Annotated in this window: 17 protein-coding genes; 5 read left to right on the top strand and 12 right to left on the bottom strand. The window is 65.7% G+C overall.

The window, feature by feature from the left end:
- Positions 1 to 27: 27 nt before the first annotated feature.
- A complete protein-coding gene (locus tag Q0743_RS12805; protein WP_298241883.1) occupies positions 28 to 777 on the bottom strand; it encodes a hypothetical protein in 750 nt (249 codons plus the stop codon).
- A gap of 293 nt (positions 778 to 1,070) precedes the next feature.
- Between Q0743_RS12805 and Q0743_RS12810 the strand changes: the two genes are divergently transcribed.
- Entirely contained in the window at positions 1,071 to 2,102 is a 1,032-nt protein-coding gene (locus Q0743_RS12810; RefSeq protein WP_298241884.1) for an ABC transporter substrate-binding protein, read from the top strand.
- A complete protein-coding gene (locus Q0743_RS12815; RefSeq protein WP_298241885.1) occupies positions 2,099 to 4,789 on the top strand; it encodes a hybrid sensor histidine kinase/response regulator in 2,691 nt (896 codons plus the stop codon). Before Q0743_RS12810 ends, Q0743_RS12815 begins: the two co-directional genes overlap by 4 nt.
- On the opposite strand, the gene Q0743_RS12820 is transcribed toward Q0743_RS12815, so the two are convergent.
- Positions 4,782 to 5,702, bottom strand: a complete 921-nt coding sequence (locus Q0743_RS12820; RefSeq protein ID WP_298241886.1) for a LysR family transcriptional regulator — start codon at positions 5,700 to 5,702, stop codon at positions 4,782 to 4,784. The two genes, Q0743_RS12815 and Q0743_RS12820, sit on opposite strands and share 8 nt — an antisense overlap.
- Positions 5,703 to 5,829: 127 nt before the next feature.
- On the opposite strand from Q0743_RS12820, the gene Q0743_RS12825 reads away from it, so the two are divergent.
- Positions 5,830 to 6,768 (top strand): ring-cleaving dioxygenase, encoded by a 939-nt coding sequence (locus Q0743_RS12825; protein WP_298241887.1) that lies wholly within the window; start codon positions 5,830 to 5,832, stop codon positions 6,766 to 6,768.
- Positions 6,765 to 7,391 carry an alpha/beta hydrolase gene (locus Q0743_RS12830; protein ID WP_298241888.1) on the top strand — a complete coding sequence of 209 codons (627 nt, stop codon included), beginning with the start codon at positions 6,765 to 6,767 and terminating at the stop codon, positions 7,389 to 7,391. Before Q0743_RS12825 ends, Q0743_RS12830 begins: the two co-directional genes overlap by 4 nt.
- Positions 7,392 to 7,456: 65 nt before the next feature.
- Here Q0743_RS12830 and Q0743_RS12835 read toward each other — a convergent pair whose 3' ends face one another.
- The 8 genes from Q0743_RS12835 to Q0743_RS12870 form a co-directional block, all read right to left on the bottom strand.
- Complete coding sequence (locus tag Q0743_RS12835) at positions 7,457 to 8,662, bottom strand: hypothetical protein (protein ID WP_298241889.1); 1,206 nt, start codon at positions 8,660 to 8,662, stop codon at positions 7,457 to 7,459.
- Positions 8,663 to 8,916: 254 nt separating this feature from the next.
- Positions 8,917 to 10,119: a hypothetical protein gene (locus Q0743_RS12840; RefSeq protein ID WP_298241890.1), complete on the bottom strand. Its 1,203-nt coding sequence runs from the start codon at positions 10,117 to 10,119 to the stop codon at positions 8,917 to 8,919.
- Between the two features lie 426 nt (positions 10,120 to 10,545).
- Entirely contained in the window at positions 10,546 to 12,039 is a 1,494-nt protein-coding gene (locus tag Q0743_RS12845; protein ID WP_298241891.1) for an ABC transporter substrate-binding protein, read from the bottom strand.
- A gap of 55 nt (positions 12,040 to 12,094) precedes the next feature.
- Positions 12,095 to 13,099 (bottom strand): ABC transporter ATP-binding protein, encoded by a 1,005-nt coding sequence (locus tag Q0743_RS12850; protein WP_298241892.1) that lies wholly within the window; start codon positions 13,097 to 13,099, stop codon positions 12,095 to 12,097.
- Positions 13,096 to 14,109: an ABC transporter ATP-binding protein gene (locus Q0743_RS12855; protein ID WP_298241893.1), complete on the bottom strand. Its 1,014-nt coding sequence runs from the start codon at positions 14,107 to 14,109 to the stop codon at positions 13,096 to 13,098. Before Q0743_RS12855 ends, Q0743_RS12850 begins: the two co-directional genes overlap by 4 nt.
- A 2-nt stretch (positions 14,110 to 14,111) precedes the next feature.
- On the bottom strand, positions 14,112 to 15,005 hold the full coding sequence (locus tag Q0743_RS12860) for an ABC transporter permease (protein ID WP_298241894.1): 894 nt from the start codon (positions 15,003 to 15,005) through the stop codon (positions 14,112 to 14,114).
- The gene (locus tag Q0743_RS12865) at positions 15,002 to 15,952 is read right to left on the bottom strand and encodes an ABC transporter permease (RefSeq protein ID WP_298241895.1); all 951 of its coding nucleotides are present in this window, start codon (positions 15,950 to 15,952) and stop codon (positions 15,002 to 15,004) included. Before Q0743_RS12865 ends, Q0743_RS12860 begins: the two co-directional genes overlap by 4 nt.
- A gap of 84 nt (positions 15,953 to 16,036) precedes the next feature.
- On the bottom strand, positions 16,037 to 17,452 hold the full coding sequence (locus tag Q0743_RS12870) for an amidase (protein ID WP_298241896.1): 1,416 nt from the start codon (positions 17,450 to 17,452) through the stop codon (positions 16,037 to 16,039).
- Positions 17,453 to 17,576: 124 nt separating this feature from the next.
- On the opposite strand from Q0743_RS12870, the gene Q0743_RS12875 reads away from it, so the two are divergent.
- Positions 17,577 to 18,464: a LysR family transcriptional regulator gene (locus Q0743_RS12875; RefSeq protein WP_367184889.1), complete on the top strand. Its 888-nt coding sequence runs from the start codon at positions 17,577 to 17,579 to the stop codon at positions 18,462 to 18,464.
- Between the two features lie 12 nt (positions 18,465 to 18,476).
- On the opposite strand, the gene Q0743_RS12880 is transcribed toward Q0743_RS12875, so the two are convergent.
- Together Q0743_RS12880 and Q0743_RS12885 are read right to left on the bottom strand one after the other, a co-directional pair.
- Positions 18,477 to 19,412 carry a carbohydrate kinase gene (locus Q0743_RS12880; RefSeq protein ID WP_298241897.1) on the bottom strand — a complete coding sequence of 312 codons (936 nt, stop codon included), beginning with the start codon at positions 19,410 to 19,412 and terminating at the stop codon, positions 18,477 to 18,479.
- Between the two features lie 6 nt (positions 19,413 to 19,418).
- Positions 19,419 to 21,065 (bottom strand): FGGY-family carbohydrate kinase, encoded by a 1,647-nt coding sequence (locus Q0743_RS12885; protein WP_298241898.1) that lies wholly within the window; start codon positions 21,063 to 21,065, stop codon positions 19,419 to 19,421.
- Positions 21,066 to 21,069 lie beyond the last annotated feature (4 nt).

A 21,069-nucleotide genomic window follows, 5' to 3' on the forward strand; every position in this document is an offset into this window, starting at 1 on the left:
GTGGGAGAATGTCGTGCGATCCGGGCATCAGAACTGGCCGGGCGGCAGCTTGAAGATGTCGGGGCTCTTGGCGTCGGCCACGTAGAACAGCAGGAGGCTGGTCGGGGTCAGCACACGCTGGTTGTTGTCCTTGTTCTCGAACGTGCCCTGCAGCAGCAGGATCACCGAGCGATCTTTGGCGTCGCTGCCGCGGAACATCACGATGCCGCCGGCGACGGGCATGTTGACCGCGATGGAATCGGGCTTGAAGCCCTCGCCCATGAAATGGGCGCGCAGGATGTTGGCGTTGGAGAACAGCTTCTCCGGCGTGATCGCGGCGTCAGTCCCCTTCGACCAGACCGCGCCGACCTGGATCAGCGATTTGGACTTGTAGCCGAACACATAGGACAGCTCGGCAGTCCCGCCGTTCGGCAGCAACTCCGGAACGGACAGCAGAATGCTGTGCGTCAGCTCGGCGGCATTGTCCTGCGCCTTGATGGCGTCGGGCTTGACGTTGAAGTCCTTCGCCATCGCCGCGCGCACGTCGGCCTCGTTCATGCCGAACTTGGCGGAGCGGAAGCCATCGATCGCCTTGGTCTTGTCCTCCGCGCCCGGCGCCTCGGCCGACGGCGCCCCGGCGGCGACAGGGGTGCCGGCTGCAGCGGGGGTACCGGCCGCAGCGGCCCTGGGGGCGGGCGCGGCCTTCTGCTTCGGCACGGCGCCCTGAGCCGCAAGCGGCCCGGCAGCAACGGAGGTGAGCAGGCCGACGACGGCCGGAATGAGATAGATCTTGCGCATCGAAAACCTTCGAAACAACTTGAAACAACGCTTCAAAAATCGGCAGCTGCGAAATCGGCTCCCCCGAACCGCCACCGCAAGCGAGACGGAAAATGTTGCAACGCCACAAGGCGTTACAAGGCGCCACCGAGGAGACAAGGTTCGAAACAGCGACTCTTTGGCTGCGTAGGAATACGGTATCGGGCTGCCAAACGCTGCGAATGAACATTCACAAGCGCATTTTTTGATCAATTGTGGACACCGGCCGTTCGCGCTAAGCAACAAACTGGGGCAAGCCATATGCAAAGAATTCCATGACCGAACGGCGTTCCGCTTTCGCGGTCGATCGCCGCGGCTTCATTCGCCTTGCGGGAGCAACCGCCGCAGCATGGATCACGCTCGGCGCAACGTCGGATCGCGTGCGGATCGTGGCATCGTTGACCGCATTGCGGCTCGACGACGAACTGACAAGGCGGAGCATGATCGACAGTCCGACCTCGCGCCTTGGCGGCCTCATCGCCGGCCTGAGACAGCGCGGCTGGGTCGAAGGCGTCAATTTCCGCCTCGAGCTCCGTTCGAGCTTCGGCCCACCAGACCGGATGAAGGCGGCGATCCAGGAGTTGCTGGCGCTCAATCCGGATGTGATCCTGACGGGATCGACGATTGAGACTGCAGCTGTCCTTGCCGCAACGAAGACCATTCCCATCGTGTTCGCGACCGCCAACGATCCCGTGGGCAACGGCTTCGTCGAAAGCCTTGCGCATCCCGGCGGCAACGTCACCGGCTTCACCAGCAGCACGGCCGAGATGGGCGGCAAATGGCTGCAGCTGATCCGGGAAGCCGTGCCTGACATCGCCCGCGTCGGCATCCTCTTCAACCCCGCGACCACCCCTCGCGGCGGGCGCTTCTTCCTCGACTCGATCGAGCAGGAGGCGATGGAGTCCGGAGTGTCCGCAGTCCCCGCCCCGGTCAACGCGCCGGCGGAGATCGACGACGCCGTCAGGCGCTTCTCCGAATCGCCGAAGGCGGCGATGATCGCGCTGGTCGACAGCTTCCTCGTCGTCAACCGGCAGGCGGTCGTTGCGGCGGCGGACAAATATCGCGTGCCCACGATCTATCCGTTCCATTATTTCATGGATGCCGGCGGATTGATGAGCTACGGGCCGACGCTGGAGGTGCGCTCGGCCGACTATGTCGATCTCATCCTGCGCGGCACCAAGGCCGGAGACCTCCCGGTGCAGTCACCGCGGAAATACGAGCTGCTGATCAACCGCACGGTCGCCCGTACGCTGGGATTGACGATTCCCTTCACGCTGCTCGCGCGGGCCGACGAGATCCGCGAGTGAACGAGACGGCCGACCAGGGACCGCTGCGCACGCCTCCCGGCCGGCTGTTCCGCAAATATCTCTACTCGATCGTCGCCCTCGTCTTTGCTGCGCTCGCCATCAACACGGGCTTCGACGTCTGGTTCTCCTATCGCGAACAGAAACAGCTGCTGGCGGCAACCCAGCGCGAGCAGGCAGCGTCCGCCGCGATTCAGATCGGCCAGTTCGTCGGCCAGATCGAGAGCCAGATCAGATGGCTCGCGCGCCTGCCGCCGGAGCTGTCGACCAACGAAGACAAGCGCCTGAACGCCATCCGTCTGTTGCGCCTCTCGCCGGCCATTGCGGAAATCGCCGAGTTGGACTCGCAAGGTCTGGAGCTGCTGCGCGTGTCCCGCCGGGTCGCAGACAAGGTCGGCAGCAAGACCGACCTTTCCGCCTCGCCCGCCTTTCGCGGAGCCAATGACAGCCGCGCATTTTACGGACCGGTGTACTTCTTCGCCGATACCGAGCCGTTCATGACGCTCGCCACGCGCGGCGTCGGCCGCAATCCGAACGTGATCGTCGCCGAGGTCAATCTGCGTTTCATCTGGGACCTCGTTGCCGGCATCAGGGTCGGCAACACCGGCAAGGCCTACGTCGTCGATCGCATGGGAGTCTTGATCGCACATCCCGATTTGTGGCGCGCCTTGCAGCGCAGCGATCTCTCCAGCCATCCGGACGTCCGCTCCGCGCTCGATGGCGTGGGGCCGCCCTCAGGGGGGCTGGTCAAGGAGGATCTGACCGGTCAACGCGTGCTCTCGACCTATGCGACGGTGCCCTCGCTCGGCTGGCTGGTGTTCGTCGAGCTGCCGCTCAGCGAAGCCTATGCGCCGATCTATGCATCGATCGGCCGTTCGACCTTCCTGCTCGTCGTCCTGCTGATCGGCGCGGTGCTGGTCTCTCTCTTTCTCAGCCGGCGCATGACGGGGCCGATCCAGCTGCTGACCCAGGGCGCACGGCGGATCGGCAGCGGCGATCTCGGCCTGCGGCTCGCGATCAGGACCGGCGACGAGCTGGAAGCGCTTGGCGACCAGTTCAACCGCATGGCCGCTCACCTGCGCGACTCCTACGCGACGCTCGAGCGCAAGGTGATCGAGCGCACCTCCGAGCTGGAGAAGGCGCGCGACCACGCGCTTGCCGAGCACGATGCCGCCGAGCGGGCGCGCAGCGCGGCGGTGGCGGCCAATGAGACCAAATCGCGCTTCCTCGCCGTCATCAGCCACGAGCTGCGCACGCCGCTGAACGGCGTCATGGGCATGCTGCAACTGCTCGACGACGGTAGCCTCAGTGATGCGCAGCGGCGCCACCACGCCACCGCTGCGGCGTCAGGCGAAACGCTGATCGCGCTGGTCGATGCCGTGCTGGAATATGCCCGCCTCGAAGCCAGCACCGAAACGCTGGAGCCGCGCAATTTCCGGCTCGACCAGCTGATCGAGACGGCCGCCGACCTGATGCGTCCGCAGGCCTTCGGCAAGGGACTGACCTTCGACCTCGCCTGCGACGCCTCGGTGGGCACCATCGTGCATGGCGATCCCGTCAGGCTCAACCGCATCCTGCTCAATCTGATCGGCAACGCCATCAAGTTCACGCCATCGGGCGGGATCGCCGTGAACGCGGCGGCCGAGCCGCACGACGATCATATCTTGCTGCGCATCACCGTTCGCGACACCGGCATCGGGATCGCCCCCGACATGCACGAGCGGATCTTCGAGGACTTCGTCCAGGCGGACGACAGCATTGCACGACGGTTCGGCGGCACCGGTCTCGGCCTCGCCATCGCACGCCGCCTCAGCCGCCTGATGCGCGGCGAGCTGACGGTCGAGAGCACGCCGGGCGCGGGCAGCACCTTCGCCCTCGAAGTGCCGTTAAGCCGGGCCGCGAGCGGCATCGCGCAAGGCACGGTGCCGCCGCCGTCGCGGCAGCTTCGCGTGCTTCTGGTCGACGACGATCCCGTCAATTGCGAGGTCGGCGAGGCGATTTTGAAACGGCTCGGCCATCTCCCCACCGTCGCAAGAAACGGCGCGTCGGCCATAGAGCTTGCCCGCGGCCAGTCGTTCGACATCATCCTGATGGATCTGCACATGCCGGACATGGACGGCGTGGAGGCGGCATCGCGGATCGGCAAGCTCGGCCTGTCAAGCATGCCGCGCATCATTGCCGTGACCGCCGATGTGTCGCGCAGCGCGCGCGAGCGGCTCGCCGGAGCCGGCATCGCCAAGGTCGTCAGCAAGCCAATCCTGATCAACGCCCTCCGCGAGGCGATCGAGGACACCCCGGACGCGCCGGCCACAGCCCGACTCGCCGCGGGCGCCTTGATCGACCGGCATTTCCTCGACGACCAGAAGGAGTTGCTGGGTCCGACACAGATCGCAAAGCTGCATCATCTGCTGCAGGAAACCAGCGACAAGCTGATCGCGGACATCACCAGGGCCGCGGCGACCGGCGATCGCAAGCAGCTCGCGCGGTTCACGCATCAGCTTGGTAGCGCCGCCGCCACGCTCGGCCTCGTCCGCCTGTTCGAGCGCTGCCGCGAGGTCGAGGAGACTGCACTCGCGCTGTCGGCCTCCGAATGCCAGAGTGCCGCGCACGAGCTCTCCGCGCTTCAGAAGGCCTCGATGGGCTCGCTGGATAAGTTGCTTGGGCCGACCGAGGAGCGCTCGGTCAGCTAGCGGCCACCGGTTTGCGCAAGCCCTCCTCCTCCCGCCCGAACCGCTCCACCAGGAAATCGATCAACAGCCGCACCTTCACGGACAGATGCCGCGTCGGCGGATAGACCGCGTACAGTGCGAGCGGCGGCGCGGCATAGTCGTCCAGCACCGTTCGCAGGTCGCCCTTCTTCAACGCCTCACCGGCAATGAACTCCGGCAGCAGCGCGAGCCCCCTGCCCTTGATCGCGACGTCGCGCAGCACCTCGGCATTGTTGACGCAGAGCGACCACGCCGGCTGGATCCAATGGTCGCCGTCCGCGCCCGTCAGCTTCCACTGATTGCCTGTCAGCAGGAATCCATAAGTCAGCGCGGCATGCTCGCGCAGATCCTGCGGGTGCTCTGGCGTGCCGCGACGCGCGAGGTAATCCGGCGAGGCGCAGATCATGCGCGCCACCGGCATGATCTTTCGCGCGATCAGGCTCGACGATTCCAATTCCGCAATCCGCAGCGTCACATCAAAGCCGTCCTGCACGGGATCGAGCAGATCGTCGCTGAGCACGATCTGGAGCTGGAGCTCCGGATATCGCGCCATGAAGTCGGCGAGCATCGGCCCGAGCCGCATCGTGCCGAACGACATTGGCGCGTTGACGCGGAGCAGGCCCCGCGGCGCCGACTGCGCTTGCGTTACCGCCTGGTCGGCGGCCTCGACCTCCGAAAGAATGACGAGCGCGCGTTCGAAATAGCGCTGGCCGTTCTCGGTGGGGCTGGCATGCCGCGTGGTCCGGTTCAGCAACTGGACGCCGAGGCTCTGCTCGAGGTCGGCGATGTATTTGCTGATCGCCGAGCGCGAGAGCCTGAGCTGCCGGCCCGCTTCGGCAAAGCTGCCGCTTTCGACCACCTTCACGAAGGCGCGGAGGCTGCCGAGCTTATCCAATGGCGGCTTCCGGCGATTGTTTCCAAATCGTAGACATAGCCGTCATATTTACATGGATTGTCTCCAATCCAAAGCGGAACAATATTTCCGGCCAGAGCAAGAGGCTCCCCGAGTTTGGAGGACGACAATGTCTGGACTGCACCACGTGACCGCGATCGCCGGCGACCCCATCCGTAATTTCGGCTTCTACACCCGGGATCTCGGCCTGCGCTTCGTCAAGAAGACGGTCAATTTCGACGATCCCGGCACCTACCACTTCTACTATGGCGACGAGACCGGCCGCCCCGGCACCATCCTGACCTTCTTCCCCTGGGCCGGCGTGTCGGCCGGGCGCCGCGGCGTCGGCGAAACCCATCAGACCGCCTTCCGCGTGCCGCAGCGCTCGCTCGGCTACTGGACCCAGCGCTTCATCGAGAAAGGCATTGCCTACGAGGCGCTCGAGAAACGTTTTGGCGAGTCCGTGCTGCCGTTCACCGATCCTGACGGCATGGCGCTCGCGCTGGTCGGCATTCCCGGCGCCGAGAACGAGCCCGGCTGGAGCAATGGCGATGTCCCGGCCGAGCACGCGATCCGCGGCTTCCACGGCGTGACGCTGCTGCTCGACAGTGCGGCGAAGACCGCCGCCGTCCTCACCGACGTGTTCGGCTTCAAGGAAACGGGGCGCGAAGGTTCTGTGATCCGCTTCAAGGCGCCCGGGGATGCCGAGGGCAGCGTCGTCGACATTTACGAGGCCAAGGGTTTTCTGCGCGGGCATCAGGGCGGCGGCTCTGTGCATCACATCGCCTTCCGCGCAGCCGATGACGCCGAGCAGGGCCGGATGGCACAGAAGCTGGTGAGCAATCACGGCCTGCATCCGACCGAGCAGCGGGACCGCAATTACTTCCGCTCGATCTATTTCCGCGAGCCCGGCGGCGTGCTGTTCGAGATCGCGACCGACATCCCCGGCTTCGCCGTCGACGAGCCCGTCGCGACCCTGGGACGCGACCTCAAGCTGCCTGGCTTCCTCGAGCAGCACCGCCAGCAGATCGAGGACGTTCTGCCGAAGCTGGAAGAGACCGCGTCATGACCGAGACTAGCTTCATCCATCGTTTCGAGCCCGCGACCAGCGCGGGCTCCCCTCCGCTGCTGCTGCTGCACGGCACCGGCGGCGACGAGAACGACCTGCTCGGGCTCGGCAAGATGATCTCGCCCGGCGCCGCCCTGCTCTCGCCGCGCGGCCGCGTGCTCGAGCACGGCATGCCGCGCTTCTTCCGTCGCCTCGCCGAAGGCGTGTTCGACGAGGACGACGTGCGCCGGCGCGCGCGCGAGCTCAGCGAGTTCGTGGTGGAGGCGCGAAAGCAGTACGGCCTCGCCGCGCCGGTTGCGGTCGGCTTCTCCAACGGCGCCAACATTGCCGCGGCGCTGTTGCTGCTGAAGCCGGATGTGCTTGCCGGTGCGATCCTGCTACGCGCCATGGTGCCGCTGTCGGATCCGCCAACGGCCGATCTTGCAGGCAAGCCGGTCCTGCTGCTGTCCGGACAGGCCGATCCGATCGTGCCGGCCGGCAATTCGGAGCGTCTCGCGGCGCGGCTGACGCAGGCCGGTGCAAGCGTGACCCACAGGGTGCTGCCCGCGGGCCATCAATTGTCGCAGGCCGATGTGACGCTCGCCCGCGGCTGGATCGCCAATGTCGAGGCCAGGGCAGCATGATCAAACGACGGCGCATCGTTTCCGAACGGCGCGCCGCCGCCTTCCTTGCCCTCCGAGCAGCGCGTTCAGATGAGGAAGTCGGTCGCGTGCAGGCTTGCCGTCTGGACGCCGTCGAGCGTGATGGAATCGTTCGCCGACAGATGAATCACGGCGTCGCCCGCGTCGTTGTCGCTGATCAGGCTCGACAGCGCCGCCCAGTCTGCAAACCCGTAATCGTGCACATTGATCAGATCGTGCTCGGTCACCGCGCTGCCGACCGCCTTGTTGCCCTGATCGAAGTCGGCGATGAGGTCATTGCCGGAGCCGGTGTTGAAGACGAAGATGTCGCTGTTTCCTCCACCGGAGAGCTGGTCATTACCGGTTCCGCCGTTAAGAACATCCCTGCCGCCGGTGATCGAGCCCGGCGTTGCGGGCTCATAGTTCGCGGCATCGCCATAGAGGTAATCGTTGGTTCCCCCGCCGGTGAGAATATCGTTACCACCCTGGGCATTGCCGGACATGGTCCGCGCATCGCCGTAGAGCTCCGGGTGCGCAAACTGGACGGTGTCGATACCATCGAATTCGAGCGTGAGAATGTCATCTCCTCCTTTGGCATTGTCGGTCAGCGAGGTCACCGAATCTCCGTAGCCAAATCCGCCGGTCATGACGACGTCGGTACCGAAGGTGAAGGTGATGTTGTCGTTACCGCCATGCGCATCGCCTCCGATGGAGCCGACGGCATCGCCGCTAGCTGTCGCAAAGCCCTGCAGGGTGTCCACAGTGATGGCGAGCGTGTCATTGCCGCCCTGCGCCGTGCCGCTCATGGAGCCGCCGGCGTCTCCGGCGAACACATCCTGGTAATCTCGCCAGCCCACCGCGCCGGTGATGATGTCGCTGCCGCCATGCGAATTGCCCGACATGTCACCGGCAACGTCGCCGAAGGCATGCACGTTGGTGTACATCGAGTCGGCCAAGACACTGATCGTGTCATTGCCGCCCCTGGCGTCGTCGGTCATCGCCTGGCTATCGCCAACGACGAGGGCATCGTTCCAGCCGTAATTGAAATTGACCGTGAGCGTGTCGTTGCCGCCGTGGGACTGGCCATGCAATGTCGTGTTGTCCTCGCCGAAGATCGTGACCTCTGCTTCGGGCTGAGTGATGGTCGCGGTCACGGTGTCGTTGCCGCCCCAGGCGTCCGTGCTGGTCGGAAAGTTCGGATCGCCGTTGAGGGTTTCGATTTGGCCAAACTGGTCGAGCAGGACGTCGATGGTGTCGTTCGGCAGATGCTGCATGGCGTAACTCCCATTTCATTGTCGGACGCGGGCCTGACGCCTGCAGAATTTCTTGCAAGACGCGTCGTTGACCACGCTTCACGGAGACGACTCTAGTTCTGGTCGATGGCAGGGGTTTGCTGGAATCCGGGACAGAGTTTGGTCGCGGTGGGGATTGGCAGCGCCGCGCGACGGGAACTCGTCGTCGTTTCACTGCCATCCCGACGTCGCCCCGCGTGCCACGGAGCGGCATCGCCGCTTTCGATTCAATGTCCTCAGATGATGAAGTCGGTCTGGTGGAGGTTCGCCGCGTGAACCCCGTCCAGCGTGATCGAATCGTTGGCTGAGAGGTGGATCACGGCATCGCCGGCGGTGTTGTCGCTGATCAGTTTCGACAGCGCCGTCCAGTCCGCAAAGCCGTAGTTCTGCACGTCGATCAGATCTTGTTCCGCCGTGGTGCTTCCCACCGCCTTGTTGCCCTGATCGAAGTCGACGATCGTGTCGTTACCGGAGCCGGCGTTGAAGACGAACAAGTCGCTGTTTCCTCCGCCCCACATCCGGTCGTCGCCGGCTCCGCCGTTCAGCGTATCGGCACCGCCGGTGATCGAGCCCGGTGAGGCCGGTTCATAGCTTCCCGCATCGCCATACATGAAATCGCGGCCCACGCCGCCATTGAGGACGTCGTTGCCACCATGGGAATTGCCCGTCATCGTCGGCGCATCGCCGTACATTTGCGCGACAGCATCCGTGTGCTGGCCGTCGAGCTTGGCGGTGAGAACATCGTCGCCGCCCCGGGCGAAATCCATCAGGGATGTCGCTGAATCCCCGAACAGGGTTCCCCCCGAGATGGCGCTGTCACCGTTCAAGGTTATGGTCAGGGTGTCGTTGCCGCCCTGCGCGAGCCCTCTCAGGGAACCGATAGCGTCTCCGCTGACGGTCGCCCCGCCGTCGATTGTGAGCACGCTGACATCAAGTGTATCGTTGCCGCCGTGCGAGGTGTCCATCATGGAACCGCCGGCATCGCCTGCGAACAGGTTGGCGCCGCCGCGCCACGCGATCGAGCCGGTCATGTCGTCATGGCCGCCCTGCGCATTGCCCGACATGTCGCCCGCGGCATCCCCGAAGGCCGAGATCGTCGTGTAGACGACGCGGCCTGCATCCGCGACGATGGTGTCGTTGCCGCCCTTGGCGTCATCGATCATCGATTGAGTATCGCCGATCAGAACAACCGTGTCCCAGCCACCGTCGACGTCGGCGATCAGCGTGTCGTTGCCGCCCTGGGAATGACCGAGCAACATCGTGTTGTCGTCGCCGAAGATCGTGAGTTTTGCGTTGAGCGCGGCGACGGTGGCCGTCACGGTGTCGTTGCCGCCAACGACATCGGTGGATGCCGGAAAGCCGGGGTCTCCGTAGACGGTCGCGATTTGGCCAAATTGGTCAAGCGTGACGTCGTAGCTGTCGTTCGGCAGATGCTGCATGGCGTAACTCCCATTTCATTGTCGGAAGCGGGCCTGACGCCTGCAGAATTCTCATTTTTTGCAAGACGCGTTGTTGACCACGCTTCACCGGGAGCAGGTCTACCTTTGGTAGATGGCGGAGATTTGCGGGAATTCAGGAAATAGTTTGCGCATGGAACTACGGGCTGCGCTTTTGCGCTCCACGCGCGCGAGTCGCCAAGGCCGCGATCGGGATGGATTGCCGGTGTTTTGCCCGACGGATCAAGGTGCCGGCGCAACGCTTCGACCATGAATAGCGCTACGCGCAAGCCATTGAAATGACTGCACCCGGCTACTGTGCATGGGGTTGTTTTTCAGTTTTTTGTTTTGGACCTGCCAAACGATTGGCCTCCCCCGATAGGGAGAGGCCAGGACTGAACCAACGCGCTCGACGTGATCGGGCGTTCCCTACTCCCAGGACCAGGTCGAGAAATCGTTCTCGAACTGCGGAACTTCCTTCCAGACGCCCTTCAGCTTCTTGTTGATGACGGTGGGCCATTGCGGCTGGAACAGATAGGCGGAGACGGCGTCCGTGGCCAGCATGCGCTGGGCGTCGCCGAGCAGTCTTGCGCGGGCGGCTTCGTCCGGCGTCGACACGATCTGCTTGTAGAGCGCGTTGAAGGCCTCGTTGTTGTAACCGAGATAGTAGTCCGGCTCGGTGATCTTGACGAGATCGAACGGCTCGACATGGCTGACGATGGTGAGGTCGAAATTATGCGGACCGTTGGGTGCGAACACCTGCGACAGCCACTGCGCCCATTCGACGTTCTCGATCTTGGCGGTGATGCCGACCTTGGCAAGTTGGGCCGCGACGATCTCGCCGCCCTGCCGCGCATAGGGCGGCGGCGGCAGCTTCAGCGACAGCTCCACCGGCGCGGTGACGCCGGCTTCAGCAAGCAGCTTCTTGGCCTTCTCGGGATCGAAAGGATTGACGCCGGTCGTGTCGACATAGCCGAGCGATCCCGGCGTGTAGAAACTGCCGATCGGCGTACCGAAGCCCTCGACGGCGCCGTCGATCAAGGCCTTGCGGTCGATCGCAGCGAGGATGGCGCGGCGAACGCGGACGTCGTTGAGCGGCTTCTTGCGGTGGTTGATCGCAACGATGGTCTTGGCCCTTGAGCCGCCAATCAGCACCGTGAAGCGCGGGTCAGCCTTGAATTGCGCAACGACACGGGTCGCGATGCGCGGAAACGCGTCGACGTCGTTCGAGAGCAGCGCCGCAGCCTGGGCGGCCGGATCGGAAATGAAGCGGATCGTCACCTTCGAGAGCTTGATCGCCGAGGCGTTGCGATAGTCGGCCCATTTGTTCAGGGTGATCGAAGAGCCCTTGGCCCAGGCGCCGAGCTGATAGGGCCCGGTCCCGACCGGTTGCGTCACGTTGGTCGCCGCGCTCTTGGGCTCGACGATCGAGCCGCTCGCCTGTCCGAGCAAGAACGGCAGGTTCGGCTCGGAATATTTCACGGAGATCACGACGGTGTCGGCGTCAGGCGTCTCGACCTTCTCGAAGGACTGGAACAGGCTCTTGTCCTTGTTGGTGCTGGTCGCCGCCGCGTTGCGCTCGAACGAGAACTTCACGGCCGCCGAGTTGAACGGCTCGCCATTGTGGAATTTGACGCCCTTGCGGAGCTTGAACGTGTAGGTCTTCAGATCGGACGACGCAGTCCAGCTCTCCGCCAGCAGCGGCGCGACCGAGCCGTCCTCGTTGATCTTGGTCAGCGTCTCGTAGATGTTGTAGAGCGTGACCTCGGCGATCGCGGCGGCGGCGGCATTGGTGGGATCAAGCCCCGGCGGCTCCAGCGTCATCCCCATGACGACGCTGTCCTTCTTGCTCTGCGCCAGCACCGGCAGCGGCGCCGCGACGAGGGCGGCGGCAAAGGCGACGATCGACAATTTCCTCAACATGCGTAACTCCCCGGCCTGTTCTGTTCTCGAGCTTAACGCCAATCCGGCTAGGACACTAACCTTCCATGGCGGCCTGCGGCAACGCCATCACGGCCTCCGCCCTGTGGCAGGCGGCAAGGTGCCCTTCGCCGACCCTGCGTAACGCAGGCAGGGCCTCGCGGCAATGCTGCTCGGCGAGCGGGCAGCGTGCCACATAGGGGCATCCGGCCGTGGCGGCCGATTGCGAGGCGATCGCCTGGCCCCCGCGCCGCCGCCGGCTGCCTCCGGCCCGCGCCCGGGGGACCGCCTCCAGCAAGGCCCGCGTGTAGGGATGCGCGCAACGCTCGAACAGGTCTTCGGGGCGCCCCTGCTCGACAATGCGGCCAAGATACATCACCGCGACCTCGTCGCAGAGATAGTCGACCACGGCGAGGTCGTGGCTGATCAGGATGTAGCTGAGGCCGAACTGCTCCTGAAGGTCCTGCATCAGGTTCAGCACCTGCGCCTGCACGGAGACGTCGAGCGCCGAGACCGGCTCGTCGGCAACGATCAGTTTTGGTTGCGTGATCAGCGCCCGCGCGATCGCGATGCGCTGGCGCTGACCGCCCGAAAATTCGTGCGGATACTTCTCCATATCCGCTTCGCGCAAGCCGACCTGGCGCAGCACCGCGGCGACGCGGTCGCGGAAGGTGGCGCGGTCGGCATCTTCCAGCACGGTCAGCGGCTCGGCGACAATGCGCGCAATGGTTTGGCGCGGATCGAGCGAGCCATAAGGATCCTGGAACACCATCTGGAAATCACGGCGGGCGCGCCGCAGCTCGTCGGCGGAGATGCGATTGAGATCGCGGCCGAGCAGCTGGACCTGCCCCGAGGTCGGCCGCTCCAGCGCCATCACGACCCGCGCGAAGGTCGACTTGCCCGAGCCGGACTCGCCGACGATGCCGAGGCTCTTGCCGGCCCGGACCTGCACGCTGACGCCGTTGAGCGCACGCACCTGACCGGGCGGACGGAACAGGCTTTCGCGCGGCAGCGCGTAACGTTGCTCGAGATCCCTGACGTCGAGAAGAGGCGCGGCGCTCATGCGGACAATGCTCCGACGTTCGCAGCCATGGAGACGTCGGTCCTGATGCAGCGCACGAAGTGCCCGGGTCCGACGTCGACCATCGGCGGAAGTGCGGCGCGGCACGCATCGATCGCAAGCGGGCAGCGCTCGGAGAAGGTGCAACCGGACGGCAGATCGGCCAGCTCCGGCACGGTGCCTGCGATCGTCTTCAGTCGCGTGCCCTTGCGCGCGCCGAGCTTCGGCCGGGCGCGGAACAGGCCTTGCGTGTAGGGATGGCCCATGCGGCGGAACACCTCGTCGGTCGGGCCGCTCTCGACGACAGTGCCGCCATACATCACCATCATGCGCTGCACGTTCTCGGCGATGACGCCGAGATCGTGCGAGATCAGGATCATCGACATGCCGCGTTCCTCGACGAGGTCGGCGATCAGGTCGAGGATCTGACCCTGGATGGTGACGTCGAGCGCGGTGGTCGGCTCGTCCGCGATCAGCAGATCCGGCTCGCAGGCCAGCGCCATCGCGATGGTGATGCGCTGGCGCTGGCCGCCGGAGAACTGATGCGGATAGGCATCCACCCGTCGCGCCGGGTCCGGCAGCCCGACGCGGTCGAGCAAAGCGATTGCTTCTCTCCGCGCCTGCGCCGCCGAATGCTTCTTGTGCCGCCGCAGCGGCTCGGCGACCTGGTCGCCGATCGTGTGCATCGGGTTGAGCGCGGTCATCGGCTCCTGGAAGATCATGCTGATGCGGTTGCCGCGCAGGCGGCAATAATCCGCATCGGGCAAGCGCGCGAGCTCGGTCCCGTCCAGCTTGATGCTGCCGGAGACGACGGCGCTGTCAGGCAGCAGCCCCATCAGCGACAGCGCGGTGACCGACTTGCCACAACCGGACTCGCCGACCAGCCCCAGCGTCTCGCCGCGCTTCAAGGCAAAGTTGACGCTGCGCACGGCCTGCGCAGGCCCGCGGCTGGTGTTGAGGCGGACCCCGAGATTGTCGACAGCGATCAGCGGCGTGTCGGAGCGCTCAGCCATCGTCATCGCTCCCGCGCCAGCCTGGGATCGAGCAGATCGCGCAGTCCGTCACCAAGCAGGTTGAGGCCGAGCACCGCGATCGCAATCGCGGCACCCGGATAAACCGCGAGCATCGGCGACTGGAACAGCAGCGTTTGCGCATCGTTCAGCATCCGTCCCCAGGATGGCTGCGGCGGCTGCGTGCCGAGGCCGAGATAGGATAAGGCCGCTTCGGCGAGGATGGCGAGCGCGAACTGGATCGTGACCTGCACGATCAGGATCGACAGGATATTTGGCAGCACGTGCTCGATGGTGATGCGGAAGGCGCCCTTGCCTGCCGCGCGCGCCGCCAGCACGAATTCGCGCGCCCAGATCGCATTGGCCGAGCCGCGCGTGAGGCGCGTCAGCGTCGGGATCTGGAAGATGCCGATCGCGACGATCGAGGTGACCATGCCGGGCCCGACGACAGCGGCGAGCATGATCGCCGAGAGCACGGCTGGAAAGGCGAAGGTGAAGTCGGAGAAGCGCATGATGATCTCTTCGGTCCAGCCGCGCCGGGCGGAGGCGATCAGGCCGAGCGTAACGCCGAAGGTGAGACCGATGCTGACGGCGATGACACCGACCATGATGGTGGAACGAGCGCCGGCGAGCAGCAGCGAGACGATGTCACGGCCGAAGGAATCGGTACCGAGCCAATGCGCCGCCGACGGCGGCCGCAGTTTTGAGGCGATATCGATCTCGTAAGGTGACCAGGGCGTCCAGACCAGCGACAGCAGGGCTGAAGCGAGCACCAGGAAGCTCAGCGTGCCGCCGAGCACGAAGCTGCGATGACGCAGCGCGCGCCCCCAGAACGTGCGGGCCGGCACACGGCGCGTTGCCAAAGCCAATTCAACCGGCGTGGTGAGGGGCGCGCTCACAGATCGTGGACCTTGATGCGAGGATCGATGAAGGCATAGAGCACGTCGACCACGAAGTTGACGATGACGACCATGGCCGCGAGCAGCATCACGCAATTGCGCACGACGATCAGGTCGCGATTGGCGATCGACTGGAAGATCAGCCGGCCGAGGCCCGGCAAATAGAACACGTTCTCGATCACGATGGTGCCGGCGAGCAGATTGGCGAATTGCAGCCCCATCACGGTCATCACGGGGATCATGGCATTGCGCAGCACATGGCTCCACAGCACCTCGCGCCTGCCGAGCCCCTTCGCGCGGGCGGTGCGGACGAAGTCTTCGCGCAAGACTTCCAGAACCGCCGAGCGCGTGACGCGCGCGAGGATCGCCGCCTGCACCACCGCGAGCGAGATGGCGGGGAGCAGCAGCGACTTCACGCCGAGCCAGACGCCGTCCTCCCAGCCGGCAAAGCCGCCCGCGGAGAGCCATTGCAGCCGCACCGCGAACAGCAGCACCAGCAGGATCGCGAACCAGAAGTTCGGCAGCGCGATGCCGATTTGCGTCAGCGACATCACGCCGACATCGCCAAGCTTGTTGTGGTTGGCGGCGGTGTAGATACCGGCCGAGAGCGCCAGCGTCACCGTAACAGTCATGGCCATGATCGCGAGCGGAACGGTCAGTGCCAGCCGCTCGGCAATGAGGCCGACGACGGGCGTGCCGTAGACGTAGGAGTTGCCGAGATCGCCGATGAGCAGGCCCTTGATCCATTGCAGGTAACGAACCGCCAGCGGCTGGTCGAGCCCGAGCTTGACGGTGAGCGCGCGCACCGCGTCCGGCGAGGCATCGGCGCCCATCAGCATCTGCGCAGCATTGCCCGGAAGAGCGTCCAGCACCAGGAAAATGATCAGCGATGCGCCGACCAGCGTCGCCAGCAAGGTCACCAATCGTCGGAGAACAAATACGCTCATGCGCGCCCGGGCTCAAAGCTCATCCGCGGCACGATCAACATGTCCCGACGACCGATGCAAGCTCTTTGCTGCGGGGGCATGTCGTCATTCCGGCCAGCGGGACAGAAGGTCCGCGGAGGCCTCGAACAGCGCGCTGACGCGCAGCAATTCCGCGTCAGCGCGGAAGCGGCCGACCAACTGAAGCCCGATCGGCAGGCCGTCGCGGGCAAAGCCCGAGGGAAGGCTGATTGCGGGATGGCCGGTCATGTTGAACGGCATGGTCCAGGGGAACCAGTGCGGCCGGACGCTGTCGAAATGCTGTCCGTCGATCTCGATACTGCCGAACAGGTCCTGGCTGATCGGCAACGCGGTGCGTGTCAGCGTCGGCATCGCCAGGACGTGCCCGCGCGCAAGCAAAGATTGCACCCGGCGAAACAGCGCCGTGCGCGCGAACATCGCTTCCTGGTAATCGACGCCACTCACTTCGGTCGCGAGCGCGAGCTGCCTGAGGAAGGCCTCGCTCAGCTCGTCCTTGTGCTCGGCCGCGAGCTTCGCAAAGCGGGTGCGCCAGACGGTATGATTGATGGCACGCCAGATCGGCTCGATGTCGAACCCCTCGCCGGAGAATTCCTCGAGCTCGGCGCCGAGCCCGGCCAAACGGTCGAGGCTCGCCCTAAAACTGGCGGCGACCTCCGCTGACACCGGGCGGCCCGGCGGTGTCAGGCAATACAGGATCCTCAGCCCGCGCAGGTCGCCGCACGGGGTTGCAATGAAATCAGGCGCGGGCACGCCGATCGACCAGGGATCGCAGGCATCCTCCCCCGACATCGCCTGCATCATCAGCGCGGTGTCGACGACAGTGCGGGTCGTCGGCGTGACATAGGTCTGGTTGCCGAACACATCCAGCGCCTGGCTGTGCGGGATCACGCCGTTGCTCTGCTTGAGGCCGACCACGCCGTTGCAGGCGGCGGGAATCCGCGTCGAGCCGCCGCCGTCGGTTGCGATCGCCAGGGGCGCGATGCCGCTTGCCACCGCCACGGCCGCGCCGCCGCTGGAGCCGCCGGAGGAGCGGCAGGCGTCCCAGGCATTGCGGGTGCGGCCGAACAGCGGCGAATCCGTCAGGCACTTGCTGCCGAATTCCGGCGTGGTGGTCTTGCCGATCAGGATCGCGCCCGCAGCTCGCAGCCGCGCCACCGCAACGGCGTCCTCGTTCGGGACATTGTCCTTGTAAGGAACGGCACCGAACGTGGTCCTGACGCCCTTGGTGTTGACGATGTCCTTGACGGTGACGGGGATGCCGTGGAGCAGGCCGAGTTCCTCGCCCGCCATCATCTTGCGCTCGGCGGCACGGGCCTGTGCCATTGCTTCCTCGCCGCAGAGCGTGATGAAACAGTTCAGCTTGCTTTGGAGAGCCTCGGCGCGGCCGAGCACGGCGCGGACGATCTCGACGGGCGAAATGCGCTTTGCCGCAATGAGGCCACGCAGCTCAGCTGCAGACAACAGACAGGGATCGCCGTTCATCGTCACATCACGCTCCGAAGCGGGCCGCCGTTGGCCCGAAGACATTGACAGCGAGAATGACAGTTTTGTTAACTCGCCGTCCAATACGATTTTGGTCGCCAACCCATACGTTTTCGGTATGCCAATGGATCTTCGCCGGCTCCGCTATTTCGTCGCCGTGGCCGAAGCGCGCAGCCTCGGCAAGGCCGCCGAGCGGCTGCGGATGGCTCAGCCTCCGCTCTCCGTTCAGATCCGCAAGCTCGAGGCCGAGATCGGCGCGCCGCTGTTCCACCGGGGCACCCGCGGCATGGACCTGACCGAGGCGGGCCAGGCTCTGCTGGCGCGCGCGAGCGAGGCGATGGCTCTGGCCGCCGACGGCGTCGAAGCCGCGCGCGCGGTCGCCGCCGGCAAGCGCGGGCGGCTCTCGGTCGGCTACATGTTCGTGCTGGCAAACGCGATGCTGCCGCGGCTCATTCCCGAGCTGCGCCGCTCGGTGCCCGGCGTCGACCTGGAGTTCGCCGAGCTCAGCGCCTCGACGCGCGAGGCCCGGTTGCTCGACCGCAGCGTCACGGTTGCACTGTGCATGCCGGCCATCAACCATCCCGAGATCCAGGTGGCGCGGATCGGCGCGCAGCCGTTCATGCTGGCGATGCCGATCCGCTCGCCGCTCGCGCGCCTCGCCGCCGTGCCGATGGCGCGGTTGCAGGGCCGCCCGCTGATCGCGTTGCCGCCGCCGGAGCAGGATCCCGCCTCCTCCGCAGTCGCGGCTCTGCTGCGCCGGCATCAGGTCGTGATGCCGATCATGAGCCGCGTGGAGACCGTGCATTCGGCCATGAGCCTGGTGCTGGCGGGCGAAGGCCTCGCCATCCTGCCAGCCTGCGCGCGGCTCGGGGCGCCGCGCGGCATCGTGTTCAGGCCGCTGCGCGACGCCACCGACTCCCTCGACATCGCGGTTTGCTGGCGACGGGATTCCCACAGCCCGCTGATCGGGACTTTCCTCAAATGCGCCGAAAAGGCCGTAGCGCGGATGTGAGGTGGCGCCGGGCTACCAACCCCAATTGATTTCGTGGCTCCACGGCGGATCGGCGCCCGGGCGTGTGCAGGTCAGACCGGCGCAATTGGCGGCAAAGGACAGTGCGCGGCGGAGCTCGTCGGCACCGATGCCCTTGAGCCGCTCGCGCGCAAGACGCTGCTGCTTGTGCAGGACAAACAGCAGCGCCGCCTGAAAGCTGTCGCCTGCGCCGATGGTGTCAGCGACCTCGACTTTGGGCGCGGCGACCTCGACCTGCCCGGCCCCCGCGTGCCACGCCACGGCACCATTGCTGCCGCGGGTGATGACGACGAGACTGGTGCCCTGCCCCAGCAGCTTGCTGGCGCGCTGCGGATACGGCTCGTCGCCGAAGAGATAGGCAAAGTCGACATCCGACATCTTGATGAGGTCGGCGCAGCCTGCGAACTCGGTCATGCGCGCCAGGTAAGCCGGCTTGTCCTTGACGAGGTTGGGGCGGCAATTCGGATCGAAGGAGATCGTCGAGGCCGCGCGCGCGTCCCCGATCAGCGCCTTCGTCTCGGTCGCGCCCTGATCGTTGACCAGCGTGGTCGAGCCAACATGAACCGCCTCGATGTCGGCGAACGGAATCGTCCCGCGCCGATAGGTCCAGTTCCGCGTCGCGGTCTCGGCATCGTAGAACGCGTAGTGCGACTCGCCCGCGACGATGCGGACGAAGGCGAGCGTGGTCTGATAGTCGCTGCGGGTAGCGAGATCGAGGTTGACGTTGGAATCTGCGGCATGATCGACGATCATCCGTCCGAACAGATCGGTCGAGATGCCGCCGACGAAGCCGGTCGGCGCGCCGAGCCGCGCCATGCCGATCGCAACATTGAGGCAGGAGCCGCCGACCGCGGGCATCACGGCCTCGCGTCCGTCAGCGTTTCGCGTCGGAACGAAATCGATCAGCGCATCGCCGCAGGATATCAGCATTCGTTTTCAACCTCTCGCGGTGTCGCCCATCGCCGCACGGCTGCGGCCATCGACCTCGCGCAGCAGCTTGTAGACCTCACGCTTGCGCGTGTGAAACACGGCCATATCCGGCGCCGTCGGCTCGCTTTTCCGTCCCAGCACCGACATCTTGGCCATGGTCTCGCCGATCGAAGCATAGGCGCCGCCGGCCACCGCCCCGAGCATGGCGGCGCCCAGCAGCACCGGTTCTTTCGTCTGTGGCAGCGCGACGGTGAGGCCCGTCGTATCCGCCATGATCTGCCGGACCAGCGGGCTGCGGCTCGCTCCGCCTCCCATGATCATGAGGCTGGAGCGCACGCCATGCGCGGCAAAGGCCTCGATCACCTCGGCAAGCCCATAGGCGAGCCCGCACAGGCCGGCAAGAAACAGCCGCTCCATCGAGGCGATATCGGTGTCGAGATCGAGACCCGCGATCACCGCGCGGGTATCCGGATCGGCGTAAGGCGAGCGATTGCCGATGAACTCCGGCAGGACATGGACGTCGCGGGCGAGCAGTGCGGCACGGCTGGCGCTGCCTGCGCGCGCGATGATGCGGCGCTCGAGGAACTCGATGAGATCGACGCTCTCGATCCGCGCCGCCGCGTTCGCCTCGGCAAAGCCCGGATGCGACTTCAGGAGATGGTCGATCGCTGCACCTGCCGCGGATTGGCCACCCTCGTTGAGCCAGAAGTCCGGGACCATGCCGGAGTAATAGGGCCCCCACACGCCCGGAACGAAGCACGGTTCCTTCGTCGTCGCCATGATGCAGGCCGACGTTCCCATGATGTAGGCGAGCCGGTCGCAGACATCGCTCGCCCCGCCCGCGCCGTCGCGCCCGCCGATCGCTCCGATGCCGCCGGCATGAGCGTCGATCAGCGAGGCGCCGACTGGGAGACCCGGCGACAGGCCGAGCTCAGCCGCGGCCGCGTGGGTGAGACCGGCGCCGAGCCGCGTACCCGGGGCGACGATCTCGGTGCCGATGCGGGCGTATGTCTCGTTGACGAAGTCAGACAGACCGATGCGCTTGAAGAATTGCGTGCTCCACCCGCCGCCGTCATGAGCGAGATAGTTCCATTTGCAGGTGACGGTGCAGGTCGAGCGCTGCAGCGATCCGGTCGCGCGCCAGGTCAGGTAATCCGCCAGATCGAAGAAGTGGCCGGCCGCGTCGAAGCTCGCGCGCAGGTGCCGCTTGAGCCATAGCAGCTTCGGCATCTCCATCTCGGGCGAGATCGAGCCGCCGACATAGCGCAGCACAGCGTCCTCGGTCTCGTTGATCAGCCGCGCCTCGGCGACAGCGCGGTGATCCATCCAGACGATGACATTGCGCTGGCTGTCGCCGGATGTACTGACCGTGAGCGGCTCGCCCTGCCGGTCGAGCACCACGAGGGAGCAGGTGGCATCGAACCCGATGCCGCCGACGCTGTCGGGCGCGATCGCGGCTTCCGCCACCGCTGCGCGTACCGATCTGACGCATGCGTCCCAGATGTCCTGCGAGGACTGCTCGACGATGTCACCGGGCTCGTGCCAGATCCGGATCGGATGCCGCGCGGTCGCAAGCAGGGTTCCGGCCTCATCAAACACCCCTGCCCGCGCGCTCGTGGTCCCCACGTCGACGCCGATATACGCTCGCGGCATTGTC

Source organism: uncultured Bradyrhizobium sp. (assembly GCF_936943645.1).
In the GTDB taxonomy this organism is placed as follows: domain Bacteria; phylum Pseudomonadota; class Alphaproteobacteria; order Rhizobiales; family Xanthobacteraceae; genus Bradyrhizobium.

Bases quoted from the DNA above. Each gene is read 5' to 3' on its own strand.
- Q0743_RS12805 (WP_298241883.1), bottom strand. From the start codon at position 777: ATGCGCAAGATCTATCTCATTCCGGCCGTCGTCGGCCTGCTCACCTCC.
- Q0743_RS12810 (WP_298241884.1), top strand. From the start codon at position 1,071: ATGACCGAACGGCGTTCCGCTTTCGCGGTCGATCGCCGCGGCTTCATT.
- Q0743_RS12825 (WP_298241887.1), top strand. From the start codon at position 5,830: ATGTCTGGACTGCACCACGTGACCGCGATCGCCGGCGACCCCATCCGT.
- Q0743_RS12830 (WP_298241888.1), top strand. From the start codon at position 6,765: ATGACCGAGACTAGCTTCATCCATCGTTTCGAGCCCGCGACCAGCGCG.
- Q0743_RS12835 (WP_298241889.1), bottom strand. From the start codon at position 8,662: ATGCAGCATCTGCCGAACGACACCATCGACGTCCTGCTCGACCAGTTT.
- Q0743_RS12840 (WP_298241890.1), bottom strand. From the start codon at position 10,119: ATGCAGCATCTGCCGAACGACAGCTACGACGTCACGCTTGACCAATTT.
- Q0743_RS12845 (WP_298241891.1), bottom strand. From the start codon at position 12,039: ATGTTGAGGAAATTGTCGATCGTCGCCTTTGCCGCCGCCCTCGTCGCG.
- Q0743_RS12850 (WP_298241892.1), bottom strand. From the start codon at position 13,099: ATGAGCGCCGCGCCTCTTCTCGACGTCAGGGATCTCGAGCAACGTTAC.
- Q0743_RS12855 (WP_298241893.1), bottom strand. From the start codon at position 14,109: ATGGCTGAGCGCTCCGACACGCCGCTGATCGCTGTCGACAATCTCGGG.
- Q0743_RS12865 (WP_298241895.1), bottom strand. From the start codon at position 15,952: ATGAGCGTATTTGTTCTCCGACGATTGGTGACCTTGCTGGCGACGCTG.
- Q0743_RS12870 (WP_298241896.1), bottom strand. From the start codon at position 17,452: ATGAACGGCGATCCCTGTCTGTTGTCTGCAGCTGAGCTGCGTGGCCTC.
- Q0743_RS12875 (WP_367184889.1), top strand. From the start codon at position 17,577: ATGGATCTTCGCCGGCTCCGCTATTTCGTCGCCGTGGCCGAAGCGCGC.
- Q0743_RS12880 (WP_298241897.1), bottom strand. From the start codon at position 19,412: ATGCTGATATCCTGCGGCGATGCGCTGATCGATTTCGTTCCGACGCGA.
- Q0743_RS12885 (WP_298241898.1), bottom strand. From the start codon at position 21,065: ATGCCGCGAGCGTATATCGGCGTCGACGTGGGGACCACGAGCGCGCGG.